Origin of the sequence: Agrobacterium fabrum str. C58, from assembly GCF_000092025.1 — a bacterium.
In the GTDB taxonomy this organism is placed as follows: domain Bacteria; phylum Pseudomonadota; class Alphaproteobacteria; order Rhizobiales; family Rhizobiaceae; genus Agrobacterium; species Agrobacterium fabrum.
The window spans coordinates 109,723-122,476 of the sequence record NC_003062.2 but is presented as its reverse complement, the minus strand read 5'-3'; the positions used below and the strand labels follow the sequence as shown (position 1 = coordinate 122,476).

The window sequence follows — 12,754 nt, the reverse complement described above, 5'->3', positions numbered from 1 at the left end:
ACCTCAAAATTTAAGCCAGGGGCCGAAGCGCTGGAACGGCAGGCCGAGACCATAATTGAAAACAGCGACGGAAAAGACCGTGATGGCTGCGGAAAGAATGACCGCCATGAGCGGGCTCATCTTGTGCGAGGCGAAGGAGGCGATGAGCGCGCTGAAAAACAGTGCCGGCACAAAGCCAAGACCCCGGACAGTGAAACCGAAAAAGATCGGCGCGGGCAAAATGAAAAATATGCCGCGCCAGGCGATTGCTCCAATCCCCTCACCGGCCGGGCGGGCCGACCGCAGGAATATGATACCGCCGAGCAGGATCAGGATGATTGCCAGAACGAGCGGGAAATAGCCGGGACCCATACGAAAGGCGGTTCCGATTTCCAGCCCATAGGACTGCAAAGCGAAAAAGACGCCGAGCCCCATGAAAATTGCCCCGCAGATTGCCTCGGCAGGGTCATTAAATAAAGACTTCATGAAAGATGCCCCTCCATCACGGCCGGCGCCACACCGGTCCGCCTGTTGAAACGACCGCAGTCGACCGGCGGCGAGATACCGCCGGTCGTTCCGCGTTCATCAATCGGCATATTGGCCGGCGGACTCGATGACCGGCTTCCAGCGAGCGATTTCGCTCTCAAGCTTGGCCTTCAGCGCCGCCGGCGTCGCATCGCTTTCCGACGAGGGCGTGGTGCCGAGTTCGGCAAAACGGGCCGCGACATTCTTATCCTTCAGCGCGACTTGCAGCGACTTGGAGAGCTTCTCGTTGATTTCGGCAGGCGTACCCTTCGGCGTGTAGATACCGTGCCAGATACCCACCTCAAGCTTCGGGAGGCCCGCTTCGACAACCGTCGGCACATCCGGCAGCACGTCCAGCCGCTTGGCCGTCGTTACGGCATAGGCTTTCACGGTCCCGCCCTGGATCTGCTTGGTGGTGTTGGTGGTCTGGTCACACATGATATCCACCTGGCCGCCGAGCAGATCGGTCATGGCAGGGCCGGTGCCCTTGTAAGGGACTGTGACCAGTGGCGTCTCGATGGCGCTCATGAACAGCATGCCGCACAGGTGGGACGCCGCGCCGATGCCGGCATTGGCGACGGTGACCTTATCCTTGTTCGCCTTGGCGTAGTCGATCAGACCCTTGAGGTCCTTGGTCTCGAGGTTCTTGCGCGACAGGATGGTCATCGGTACTTCGGTGACAAGGCCGACATATTCGAAGGCGTTTGTCGTATCGTAGGCGAGCTTGCGATAAAGCGTGGCGCTGGTCGCCATGCCGATGTGGTGCAGAAGCACCGTATAGCCGTCCGGATCAGCTGCGGCCACACGGCCAGCACCCAGCGTACCGCCTGCACCGCCGACATTTTCAACGATGATCTGCTGGCCGAGATCCTTCGACATGGATTCTGCGACAAGGCGCGCGACCGTATCCGTCGGACCGCCGGCGGCAAAGGGCACGACCATGGTGATATTACGCTCGGGATAGTTCTGAGCGGATGCGGACAGCGCAAAAAGGGAAACGGCAGCGGCGGCAGCAAGGCCGGTAACTGTGTTCAGTATTTTCATCGATTCCTCCCGGATGAAAATGATCGCCACTTCAGCCGCGCATGCTCCTCCATGGCGGCCGGGGTGACGGTATTTGCGATCCGAGATCGCCGTTCAGCAACGGCGCTCTCTTCACGCCATCCACTTTTATCGCTATCAATGGATGGCAATGGGTGGATTTCAACCCAAAGAGCCTCATCCATGGGTGGAAATCCACCCATCAGACCTCGGTCATATGCCGATGCAGCCCGTATTTCTGCATTTTTTCATATAGCGTTTTGCGTGAAATACCGAGGCTTTCATAGACGGATTTCAAATTTCCGCCATGCACTGCAATGGCATGCGCGATCAGGCTTTTTTCATAAGCGGCAACCCGCGGCGCCAGCGTCGAGGTGCCGTCATCATCAAGCGCCAGCGACACCTCGGACACATCGCTTTCCAAACCGAGCACGAAACGATCCGCGGCATTGCGCAATTCCCGCACGTTGCCCGGCCATTCCCGCAGCGAAACGGCGGAAAGCAGATGCTGCGGCACGTCCATATCCTCCCGCCCGTAACGGGCGGCGGCTTCCCGTACCAGATGCAGGAAGAGCAGCGGTATGTCCGCACTCCGCTGCGAAAGCGAAGGCACAAGAAGCGTCGCCACGTTCAGGCGATAAAGAAGGTCTGCGCGGAACCGGCCGGCCGCAACTTCCTGCTCCAGATCGACCTTGCTGGTGGCGATGAAGCGGACATCGAGTTCGACCGTCTCATTGGAGCCGAGACGGGTAATCACCCGCTCTTGCAAGACGCGCAGGAAGCGCCCCTGCAATTCGAAAGGCATGGAGCCAATCTCATCCAGCAGGATGGTGCCGCCCCGGGCATGTTCGAACTTGCCATAACGGGAGCGCAGTGCGCCCGGAAAAGCACCGGCCTCATGGCCGAACAATTCGCTCTCGATCAGCGTCTGCGGAAGGGCAGCACAATTGATCGCGACGAAGGGTCGGTTGGCTCTGGCGCTGATATCGTGCAGCGCCCGCGCCACCACCTCCTTGCCGGCCCCAGTATCACCCACGATCAGCGTATCGGCGTCTGTCGCGCCGATGGCGCGGATGCGGTAGCGCAGATCGACCATGACCTGGGTTCTGCCGGGCAGGCGTGTTTCGAGATCGTCATGCTTGCCGGCAACCGCCTTCAGGCGGCGGTTTTCCAGCACCAGTGCGCGCCGGTCATTTGCCCTCTTGATGATGCCGGCGAGATATTGCGGGGTGAAGGGTTTTTCGATGAAGTCATAAGCACCGTTGCGCATGGCGTTGACGGCAAGCTGCACATCGCCATGGCCCGTCATCAGGATGACGGGTATTTCCGGGTCAAGCTCCCGTACCTTCTGCAGCAGCGTCATGCCATCCATGCCGGGCATGCGGATATCGCTGACCACGACACCGTCGAAGCTGTAGCCGATCAGTTCGAGCGCATGTTCCGCGCTCGCCAGCATGGTGACGGCAAAACCGGAAAGCTCCAGTGCCTGGGCGGTGGAAAAGCGCAGCTCCTCCTCGTCGTCGATCAACAGAACCCGCGACATGGTCATTCCGCAGCCGCCTCCGTGCGCCACGCCGCCGCTGGCAATTCTATCTCAAACTCCGCGCCGCTCTCTTCGTGGTTCTTCACCCGCAGCTGACCGCCGAAATCCTTGATAATGTTATAGGAGATGGAAAGGCCGAGACCGAGGCCACGACCGACACCCTTGGTAGTGAAAAACGGATCGAAGATGCGTTCCGAAATCGCCGCCGGTACGCCGGGGCCATGGTCGCGGATGAAAATCGATACCGCCTGCCCGTGCTGCACGGTCTGTAGCGAAATGCGGCGATCTTCGCGCCCTTCCACGGCATCGGCAGCATTGGAGATGATGTTGACGAGGACCTGCTGCAGGCGCACCGGACCAGCTTTCACGGCAAGCGGCACCGGACCAAGATCAATATCCAGCATTGCATCGGCGGCTTTCAGCCGCGGGCCCACAATTTCGAGCGTATCGCGAATTACGGTTTCCAGACCCACCGCTGCCGTTTTCTCGTTGGGCTTGCGGGCAAAGTTCCTGAGATGTTTGCTGATCGACGCCATACGGTCGATCAGGCCGGAAATACGCCTGAGATTTTCCGTCACCTCTTCCAGACGCCCGCGCTCCACCAGAAGCGAGGCGTTTTCGGCATAGTTCTTGGCGGCTGCCAGCGGCTGGTTAAATTCGTGAGACAGCGCCGCCGACATCTGCCCAAGTGCCGCCAGCTTGCCCGCCTGCACCAGATCATTCTGCATCTTGCGCAGCTGCTTTTCGGTCTGGCGTCGCTCGGCGATCTCGTGTTTGATTTCCTGATTGACCCGTGCCAGATCGGCCGTGCGCTCCTCCACCCGGCGCTCCAGCTCCGCCTGCGCTTCCGCCTGGTGGGTCAGGCGCTCGCGCAGACGCCGCCGTCTCTGCAGCATGGCGGCAATCAGCGCCGCAGCGAGGCACAGGCAGAGGATGATGGCAATCATCGCGGTCTTGACCTGCGTGCGGAGCGAACCCGTATCCATCAGCACGCTGACGGTCCAGCCGGCATCCTGCATCGGCTGCGACAGGACCATATATTCCCTGTCACCATCATTCTGGGCGATCGTCATCAGCTGGTGCGAGCCGAAATTGCCGTTTTTAAGCGGCAGTTCCGTGAGGGTCGCATTAGCATAACGACGGGAGGCTTCGGTGCGCGCCAGCCTCTCCGGCGTCAGTGGCATCAGGCCGGAATAAAGCCATTGCGGCGTGCCGGTCATGAAGATAATGCCTTCCGGGTCCGAAACCAGAATGCGGTTTTCGCCATCCCCGAAGGATGCCTCTATGCCTTCAATATCCACCTTGAAGACAATGACGCCCTTGATTTCTTCATTAAAGAGAATCGGCGCGGAGAAATAATAACCGCGCTTGTGGGAGGTGGTGCCGAGAGCAAAAAAGCGGGACTTGAGGCCCTTGGCGGCATCCTGAAAATAGGGCCGGTAACTGAAATTCTCACCGACGAAACTCGTTGGCCCATCGTAATTGCTGGCCGCGATCGTCTCCCCATCCAGCGTGATGATATAGATATCGGAGGATTCCAGCAGGGTGTTGATGGATTTGAGGTAGACATTGGCGCGCTGGCGCAGGGCTTCATCCTTGGGATGCGCGACCAGTTCCTCGATGTCGTCATGATCGGCGATTAGCGCGGGAAGTGGCTCATAGCGGCTAAGGAGCCCGCCAAGTGCCGAGACGGCTAGCCGGAGCGTCGTGTGGCCCTGATCGGACATTTCGCCGAAATAGCTTTCCGCGATGATGCCGCCACCTCTCGTCACGGCGCCATAACCGAGACCTAGGCCGAGAAACATCAACAAAATCCAGCGATATTTCACCGAAACTCCCCTCCTGCCGCAGGCCTCAAACCCGCTCTCCATGAAAGAGTGTAGGAGGAGTGGCGGAATTTTCCAAGTGAGCGGAAAAGGCAGCCGGACAGTCCTGAAAACAAAAAACCGGCCACGAGGACCGGTTTTTTGCAAAGATGATGTCGGAAAAGCTTATGCGCTTTCCTTCGGCGTCAGAACCTGACGGCCGCGATACATACCGGTCTTCAGATCGATATGGTGCGGACGGCGCAGTTCGCCGGAGTTCTTGTCTTCAACATAGGTTGCAGACTTGAGACCGTCAGCCGAGCGGCGCATGCCACGCTTGGACGGGCTTGTTTTTCTTTTTGGTACAGCCATTTTTGTTACTCCACTTAAGCGGCGAAACAACGGAACCGGCCAGAACCAAAGGCCGAATGTCGGATGTCTCGATATCGGAAATTTGGCGCGCTTATACATGCCCAAACGGGCTTTGACCAGCCCTGATACGCATCTTTTTCCGATTCAGCGGAATCGACATGCAGAACCGCAGTGGGTGGCTGCAAATCCCACCTCACCTCTTATCGAAAACGACAAGTTCCTTGAAGTGGTTCATATCCTTGAATTCACAGAAAGCTGGCGGGCGCATCTGTATAACAGGCGCTGCGACGCGCAGTTTTTCCAGTTCCTCATCGAGCATCGCCTGCCAGCGCGGCAGACACTCGGGTTCAAACCAACTGACAATGTAGGACAAGGTGATATGAAACTCATAGGTGTCATGATCGGGATGACGGTAGCCGAAAAAATCGGCGAATGTATCGCGCCAAAGAGCCACGATGCTATCGTCCTCAGCAGTCGCTCCCTTCATGACCATTCCGACCGGGCGCAGGCCCGTAACCCGCATGTTGAATGCCGGCAGTGTCGGAAAAGTAGAAAGACGATCACGATAATAGTCCGTCACCGCGTCGATCGGCGTATCGAGCGGCAAGGTCTGCGGCCAGTAGGGCAGAGCCCGGCGCGACTCGATAACACCTTGAAAAACCGTCATATGCAGGCTGGAAACCGGTGTGAAGGCGAGTTGCGACGCCTCCGGCATGTCAAGGAAACGCTGACGGGTCGAGACGATAGCGCTTTCGGTCTGCGATCCCTCGACAAGATGGCACACGACCGTATTGCCGGGCTCCGGCAAAAACTCACCCTCTGCACTGAAACGGCTGCCCAGATGGCGTGGTGGCTGATCGTGGTTGGCGGTAGAGATATAGTCGAGGTCTTTCGAAACGAGCGGGGCGTGCATGGGAAACTCCTTGTGAGATGTTTCCCCCTAGTCTGCACAGACGACAAAGCAATGACATCGACCGCTCAAAGGCCAGTCAATGCGCCTCATCCCAATTGTCGGCCGCCCGCGCATCCACTTTCAACGGTACCCTCATTGAAATAGCCGGCATGGCCGCATCCTCCATGACTGAGACGACGACAGGCAGGGTCTTTTCGATTTCCGCTTCCTCGACTTCGAAGATGAGTTCGTCATGCACCTGCAACAGCATGCGGGCGGAGAGCTTTTCCGCCTCCAGCGCCGGCTCGATGCGGATCATGGCGCGGCGAATGATATCGGCAGCCGAGCCCTGGATCGGCGCATTGATGGCTGCGCGTTCGTTGAAGGCTTTCACGGATGGGTTGGAAGAGCGGATTTCCGGATAGTGGGCACGGCGGCCGAAAATCGTCTCGACATAACCGTTCTCGCGGGCGAACGCCTTGGTCGCTTCCATGTAGTCACGAATGCCGGGAAACCGCTCGAAGTATTTCTTGATATAGTCCCCCGCCTCCGAGCGGGCTATGCTGAGCTGGTTGGCGAGGCCGAAAGCGGAAATGCCGTAGATGATGCCGAAATTGATCGCCTTGGCGCGGCGGCGCACTTCCGATGGCATGCCTTCCACCGGTACACCGAACATTTCCGATGCGGTCATCGCATGAATGTCGATACCATTTTCGAAGGCGTTTCTGAGCTGCGGGATATCGGCGACATGGGCAAGCACGCGCAGTTCGATCTGGCTGTAGTCGGCCGACAGAAGCTTGTGTCCTGGCGTGGAGATGAAGGCCGTGCGAATCTTGCGGCCTTCGGCGGTGCGGACCGGGATGTTCTGAAGGTTCGGCTCCGACGACGACAGGCGCCCCGTGGTGGTGGAGGCGAGCGCGTAGGAGGTGTGCACCCGTTTCGTCTCGGGATGGATATAGCTGGGTAGCGCATCCGTATAGGTGGATTTCAGCTTGGTGAGCTGCCGCCAGTCGACGATCTTGCGCGGCAGCTCCGCCCCTTCCGCCGCGAGATCCTCCAGAACCTGCGCCGAGGTCGACCACTGGCCGGTCTTGGTCTTGGAGCCGCCCGGCAGTCCCATCCGGCCAAACAGGATATCGCCGAGCTGTTTTGGCGAGCCGATGTTAAAGCGCTCCCCCGCCAGCTCGTAGATTTCCTCTTCGAAGCTCGCAGCCTTCTGCGCAAGTTCGCCAGAAAGGCGTGACAGGATCTGCCGGTCGACGGTGATGCCGCGCTCCTCCATATGTGCCAATACGGGCACGAGAGGCCGTTCCAGCCGCTCATAAACCTTGGTTAGCCGTTCCGAGACGAGCCGGGGCTTAAGCGCCATCCACAGCCGCAGGGTGACGTCAGCATCCTCAGCCGCATAGGCGGTTGCCTTGTCGATGTTGACAAAATCGAAGGTGATGCTCGACTTGCCCGATCCTGTTACATCCTTATAGGCGATCGGCGTGTGACCCAGCCAGCGTTCGGACAGCGTATCCATGCCATGCGTGGTCTTGCCGGCTTCGAGCACATAGGAAATCAGCATCGTATCGTCGAAGCTGCGCATAACCACGCCGTGGCGTTTCATCAGCAGGTAATCGTATTTGAGGTTCTGCGCGACCTTGAGGACAGCCTCGTCCTCAAGCAGGTCCTTCAGACGCTCCAGCGCTTCGGCAAAGGGCGCCTGGCCCTCTGCGAGCTTGATGCCATCGCTGAAGAGATCGCCACCGGAGCCGGTCTTGTGCGTCAAAGGGACATAGGCGGCGCGGATATCCGTGCCTGAGGCATCCTTGCCATTATCGGCAATGGCCAGCGAAAAACCGACGAGTTCAGCCTGCATCGGGTCGAGCGAGGTCGTTTCCGTATCGAAGGCGACGACCCCCGCCTCCCTGGCCGCGGCGATCCAGAGATCCAGCGTCGCGATATCCCTGATCGCCGTATAGGCGGTGGTATCGATCTTGGTGGCGGCAAAAAGCGCCTGTCGCGCCGTGGTGAGATCGGCGGGCGTGCTGCCTTCGCCAATCATCCTTTTTGCGGGAGCTACAGCCGAAGCCGGCCTATTGTTACCCTCGGCGGACACGTCACCAGCCATAGCGGCGGCCGGCGCATCGAGATCGGGACCATGGGCATCGGCGCCCCATTGCACCGGCACATTGGCGGGGTCGATGGCAGAGGCATCGCTGTCAGTCGCTTCGGCGACGCGGCGGGTCAGCGTCGTGAATTCCATGGCCTTCAGGAAGGCAATGAGCTTCGGACCGTTCTGCGGCTCAAGCACCAGTTCCTCGAGAGACTGCTCCAGCGGCACATCGGTTCTGAGCGCCACGAGCTGTCTGGAAAGGCGGGCAAGCTCCGCATTGGCGATGATGTTTTCCCGGCGTTTCTGCTGCTTGATTTCCCCTGCCCGCGCCAGAAGCGTATCGAGATCGCCATATTCCTCCAGCAGCTGCGCCGCCGTCTTCGGCCCGATGCCGGGAATGCCCGGAACATTATCAGTGGAATCGCCGGTCATCGCCTGCAGGTCGATCATCTTTTCGGGGCCGACGCCCCATTTTTCGATGACGTCGGGAACGCCGATCTGCTTGTCCTTCATGGCATCGTACATATGCACATTGGCGGTGACGAGCTGCATCAGATCCTTGTCGGACGAGATGATGGTGACATCGGCGCCGATCGCCTCGGCCTGCCGGGCATAAGTGGCGATGATATCGTCTGCCTCGAAGCCTTCCGTTTCGATGCAGGGAAGGTTGAAAGCGCGCGTCGCCTCGCGGATCAGACCGAATTGCGGCACCAGATCTTCCGGCGGCGCAGAGCGATTGGCCTTGTAGAGGTCGTAGAGCTCGTTGCGGAAGGTTTTTGACGAATAGTCGAAAATGACAGCGAAATGGGTCGGCGTGACGCCGACATCGGTATTGCGCGCATCCTTCAGAAGCTTCCACAACATGTTGCAGAAGCCGGAGACGGCGTTGACCGGCAGCCCGTCCGACTTGCGGTTCAGCGGCGGGATGGCATGGAAGGCCCGGAAAATGAAACCGGAGCCGTCAACGAGGAAGAGATGATCGCCTTTTTTCATGGGTAGCATGGATAGCGCGCCAGAGGTGAAAGGTCTATCGTCGAGATCAGATGCGAGGCTATATCTTTGATGATTTCTAGGGAAAAAGCCGATGTCCAAAGTTTCTATATTTAAGGCCTATTTCGGAGCAGTTTTTCTCACCGCCATAATCGCGATTGCCGCTTGGTGGCAGGGGGATAACGCAACAACGATTTTTCACAAAGCCCTCGTCGTGCCGCTTTACCTGTTAGCGAGCACGGGTCTGCGCAGCTATTTCCCAGAGATATTCGACTCTAAACGCGGTATTTTGGGCACGCTTGAGTTTCACATCCTTAATTCAGCGATCCTGGCGGCATTCTTCATTCTTGTACTCCGTCCTTTTCCAGACGACATTGGCAACCAGCTAGTATCTTTCTTCTTCTTGATCGCCTTTACGGGGACCGCCAATTTCGCAAGGGCGATGCACGCGAGGAAGAAAAATCAATACAGCGACCAAACGTCACCACACCTTACCGATTTGTAATCCGCTCTTCCCTTGAAAAGCCGCATTTGCACACACATTTCTTAGAGGACGGCGCCTGATCACGCCGTAGTCTGATAGCTGGCTCGTCCCCCGCCGCGTCAGACCGGACAAAGGCCTTTCCCCCTCTCCGGGCCTTTGTCCTCCAATATGACCGCCATGGCCGACCCCTCCCGGCCATGGCGGTTTTATTTTGCCCCCTGTTTGGGCTAGTCTAAACATATCATGCGATATATACCACGCTATTAAAGTTACCGGCTTTCCGCTGGTGGCGACGTGCATGGACGGAAGAATGGGTTTTTCCCGGGATGAATCGGCAATCTATCTCGCCGCGAAGATGGCGCGGGAATTTACCATGGCGCTGCAGAAAAGAGCCGCTGCGCTCGGTTTTTCTCCCGGCCAATTTCCCATCCTCATCGAGCTCTGGCATGAAGAAGGCCTGACCCAGCGGCAATTGCTTGATCGAATCGATGTCGAACAGGCAACGCTTGCCAACACGCTGTCTCGCATGGAACGTGACGGGCTGATTGTCCGCAAATCCCATCCGAGCGATCGCCGCGCCCAGATCATCGAACTGACCCAGCGTGGCAGGGATCTGGAGGCGAATGCCATCGCCGCTTCCGAGGCCACCGAAGACACATTGCTTGCGAATTTCCGCCGCTTCGAGCGACAGCTTTTGCTGGAATATATGCGCCGGGCGATCGAAAGCGCAAAAAAAGCAAAATAACGTCTACGGTCCAAAACCGCTTCGCAGTTTTCGTGAACTGCTCTATCGTTCCGGCGGCCACGCGCTTGCCGATTCACGACAAGCCCGCGCCTTGTTTCCCGCGATGTGCGATGCCCGGATATTTCGTCTTTCGCCGGGTCACGACAGACATGACAGGATCAGCGATGACAGACGTTTCCCCTATTCTTTCCAACGCCGACGACAATCTGACTTCCAGCCTGGAGCGGCTTTTCGAACTCGTGCGCATTCCGTCGATTTCCACCGATCCCGCCTATAAGGCAGAATGCCGCAAGGCTGCGGACTGGCTGGTGAGGACGCTTTCCGCGCTCGGTTTTACGGCTTCGGTGCGCGATACGGCCGGTCACCCGATGGTGGTTGCGCATCACGATGCGGCGACCAAGGATGCGCCGCATGTACTTTTTTACGGCCATTATGACGTTCAGCCGGTCGATCCGCTGGAACTCTGGGAAAATGATCCGTTCGAGCCTGCCATCAAGGATATCGGCGCCGGCCGGAAGGTGATCACCGGACGTGGCACGGCTGACGACAAGGGCCAGCTGATGACCTTCGTCGAGGCCTGCCGGGCCTATAAGGCAGTCAATGGTGTCCTGCCAGTGCGTGTTACCATTCTGTTTGAAGGCGAAGAGGAATCCGGCTCGCCTTCGCTGAAACCGTTCCTCGACGCCAACGCGCAGGAACTGAAGGCCGATTATGCGCTGGTCTGCGATACCGGCATGTGGGACCGGGATACGCCCGCCATCGCCGCTGCGCTTCGCGGGCTGGTTGGCGAAGAGATCGTCATCACCGCGGCAGACCGCGACCTGCATTCCGGCCTTTTTGGCGGCGCCGCCGCAAATCCGATCCACATCCTCACCGATATCCTCGCCGGACTGCATGACGAGACGGGCCGCGTGACGCTTGCCGGCTTTTATGACGGTGTGGAAGAACCCCCTGCCAACATCAAGGCATCCTGGGAAACGCTCGGACGTTCGGCGGAAGCCTTCCTCGGTGAAGTCGGCCTTTCGGTTCCCTCGGGTGAAAAGGGCCGTTCCGTGCTGGAGCAGACCTGGGCGCGGCCGACGGCGGAAGTCAACGGCATCATCGGCGGCTACACCGGCGATGGTTTCAAGACCGTGATTGCGGCGAAAGCCTCCGCCAAGGTGTCGTTCCGCCTCGTCGGCGAGCAGAACCCCGCAGCCATTCGCGACAGCTTCCGGGCCTATGTGCGCTCCAAAATTCCAGCCGATTGCTCCGTGGAGTTCCACGAGCATGGCGCATCACCAGCCATCCAGCTGTCTTACGACTCGCCCGTGCTCACCAAGGCCAAAAACGCGCTATCGGAAGAGTGGCCAAAACCCGCCGTTGTCATCGGCATGGGCGGCTCGATCCCGATCGTCGGCGATTTCCAGAAGATGCTGGGCATGGATTCGCTGCTCGTCGGCTTCGGCCTGACTGACGACCGCATTCATTCGCCGAATGAAAAATACGAGCTGCAATCCTTCCATAAGGGCATCCGCTCCTGGGTCCGCATTCTGGACGCACTCGCAGCGAAATGACAAAAAAAAGAGGAAGCACCGGGTAATCCGGCGCTTCCTCTTTTCCGTTTGCGCATCGCAAAAACAAAAAGGCCGGGCGAGCCCGACCTTTCCATCCGTTTTTCGTCAGTGCCAGTACATCCGTGGTCAAAGCGTTCAACGGTCTGATGTTCCAGGGCGCGTCTATTTTTATGGACGCTGCCTTTCACCATCAGGATCGGCTGCTTCGGTTAATCTTTGGTTAACACGATAACAGCGGCACTTTCAAAATGCCCGCCTGACAGTTTTCATCCGAAACACTGCTGAACCCTATATTGGTATGCACTCCCGCCTTTTCAAGACCTGCCTGTTCGGCACGTCTTTCAAAAGAAAAAGGCCGGAAAAATCCGGCCTCTCCATTCATGCGAATGACCCTTAAGGCCAAAGCGCTTATCAGGAAGCGACGAGCTCACCTGCGGACATCTTGCCCGAGCGGCGGTCCTGCATCAGCTCGTAGGAGAGCTTCTGACCGTCGTTGAGGGCGGTCAGACCAGCACGCTCAACAGCGGAGATGTGAACGAATACGTCCTGCGAACCGTCGTCCGGCTGAATGAAGCCGTAGCCCTTGGTTGCGTTGAACCACTTTACTGTACCAGTCGCCATAACGATTTCCTTCCGTTGGCAATTGTATTTGCACTGCAAGCAGTGCGGACTTGGGTCGAATTTGAAGGAAAAGATCGTCGTGAGCGTCTGGAAAGACGCC

11 protein-coding genes are annotated in these 12,754 nt (G+C 58.4%); 3 read left to right on the top strand and 8 right to left on the bottom strand.

The genetic code is table 11. The features are described 5' to 3' along the window. Positions 1 to 3: 3 nt before the first annotated feature. From ATU_RS00560 to polA, 7 genes are all read right to left on the bottom strand, one after another. Positions 4 to 465 carry a tripartite tricarboxylate transporter TctB family protein gene (locus tag ATU_RS00560; protein ID WP_006309941.1) on the bottom strand — a complete coding sequence of 154 codons (462 nt, stop codon included), beginning with the start codon at positions 463 to 465 and terminating at the stop codon, positions 4 to 6. 99 nt (positions 466 to 564) lie between these two features. After that, entirely contained in the window at positions 565 to 1,548 is a 984-nt protein-coding gene (locus ATU_RS00555; protein WP_035256651.1) for a tripartite tricarboxylate transporter substrate-binding protein, read from the bottom strand. Between the two features lie 199 nt (positions 1,549 to 1,747). Continuing rightward, complete coding sequence (locus tag ATU_RS00550) at positions 1,748 to 3,094, bottom strand: sigma-54-dependent transcriptional regulator (RefSeq protein WP_006309938.1); 1,347 nt, start codon at positions 3,092 to 3,094, stop codon at positions 1,748 to 1,750. Further along, positions 3,091 to 4,893: a sensor histidine kinase gene (locus tag ATU_RS00545; protein WP_035256037.1), complete on the bottom strand. Its 1,803-nt coding sequence runs from the start codon at positions 4,891 to 4,893 to the stop codon at positions 3,091 to 3,093. The genes ATU_RS00550 and ATU_RS00545 overlap by 4 nt, the downstream gene beginning before the upstream one ends. Positions 4,894 to 5,079: 186 nt before the next feature. Continuing rightward, positions 5,080 to 5,265, bottom strand: coding sequence for a 50S ribosomal protein L32 (rpmF, locus tag ATU_RS00540; protein WP_003507205.1), 186 nt, complete (start codon positions 5,263 to 5,265; stop codon positions 5,080 to 5,082). 193 nt (positions 5,266 to 5,458) lie between these two features. Then, on the bottom strand, positions 5,459 to 6,178 hold the full coding sequence (locus ATU_RS00535; protein ID WP_010970661.1) for a DUF1868 domain-containing protein: 720 nt from the start codon (positions 6,176 to 6,178) through the stop codon (positions 5,459 to 5,461). A 76-nt stretch (positions 6,179 to 6,254) separates the two neighbouring features. Continuing rightward, complete coding sequence (polA, locus tag ATU_RS00530; protein ID WP_010970660.1) at positions 6,255 to 9,251, bottom strand: DNA polymerase I; 2,997 nt, start codon at positions 9,249 to 9,251, stop codon at positions 6,255 to 6,257. A gap of 91 nt (positions 9,252 to 9,342) precedes the next feature. Here polA and ATU_RS00525 point away from each other — a divergent pair, with 91 nt between their 5' ends. The 3 genes from ATU_RS00525 to ATU_RS00515 all read left to right on the top strand — a co-directional run bounded on the left by ATU_RS00525 (position 9,343) and on the right by ATU_RS00515 (position 12,033). After that, positions 9,343 to 9,753, top strand: coding sequence for a hypothetical protein (locus ATU_RS00525; protein WP_006309934.1), 411 nt, complete (start codon positions 9,343 to 9,345; stop codon positions 9,751 to 9,753). 289 nt (positions 9,754 to 10,042) lie between these two features. After that, the gene (locus tag ATU_RS00520) at positions 10,043 to 10,477 is read left to right on the top strand and encodes a MarR family winged helix-turn-helix transcriptional regulator (RefSeq protein ID WP_035214523.1); all 435 of its coding nucleotides are present in this window, start codon (positions 10,043 to 10,045) and stop codon (positions 10,475 to 10,477) included. A 164-nt stretch (positions 10,478 to 10,641) separates the two neighbouring features. Beyond that, positions 10,642 to 12,033 (top strand): dipeptidase, encoded by a 1,392-nt coding sequence (locus ATU_RS00515; RefSeq protein ID WP_010970659.1) that lies wholly within the window; start codon positions 10,642 to 10,644, stop codon positions 12,031 to 12,033. 411 nt (positions 12,034 to 12,444) lie between these two features. On the opposite strand, the gene ATU_RS00510 is transcribed toward ATU_RS00515, so the two are convergent. Further along, positions 12,445 to 12,654 (bottom strand): cold-shock protein, encoded by a 210-nt coding sequence (locus ATU_RS00510; protein ID WP_006309931.1) that lies wholly within the window; start codon positions 12,652 to 12,654, stop codon positions 12,445 to 12,447. Positions 12,655 to 12,754 lie beyond the last annotated feature (100 nt).

Coding starts and splice junctions, on each gene's coding strand:
- ATU_RS00560 (WP_006309941.1), bottom strand. CDS start 465: ATGAAGTCTTTATTTAATGACCCTGCCGAGGCAATCTGCGGGGCAATT.
- ATU_RS00555 (WP_035256651.1), bottom strand. CDS start 1,548: ATGAAAATACTGAACACAGTTACCGGCCTTGCTGCCGCCGCTGCCGTT.
- ATU_RS00550 (WP_006309938.1), bottom strand. CDS start 3,094: ATGACCATGTCGCGGGTTCTGTTGATCGACGACGAGGAGGAGCTGCGC.
- ATU_RS00545 (WP_035256037.1), bottom strand. CDS start 4,893: ATGTTTCTCGGCCTAGGTCTCGGTTATGGCGCCGTGACGAGAGGTGGC.
- rpmF (WP_003507205.1), bottom strand. CDS start 5,265: ATGGCTGTACCAAAAAGAAAAACAAGCCCGTCCAAGCGTGGCATGCGC.
- ATU_RS00535 (WP_010970661.1), bottom strand. CDS start 6,178: ATGCACGCCCCGCTCGTTTCGAAAGACCTCGACTATATCTCTACCGCC.
- polA (WP_010970660.1), bottom strand. CDS start 9,251: ATGAAAAAAGGCGATCATCTCTTCCTCGTTGACGGCTCCGGTTTCATT.
- ATU_RS00525 (WP_006309934.1), top strand. CDS start 9,343: ATGTCCAAAGTTTCTATATTTAAGGCCTATTTCGGAGCAGTTTTTCTC.
- ATU_RS00520 (WP_035214523.1), top strand. CDS start 10,043: ATGGGTTTTTCCCGGGATGAATCGGCAATCTATCTCGCCGCGAAGATG.
- ATU_RS00515 (WP_010970659.1), top strand. CDS start 10,642: ATGACAGACGTTTCCCCTATTCTTTCCAACGCCGACGACAATCTGACT.
- ATU_RS00510 (WP_006309931.1), bottom strand. CDS start 12,654: ATGGCGACTGGTACAGTAAAGTGGTTCAACGCAACCAAGGGCTACGGC.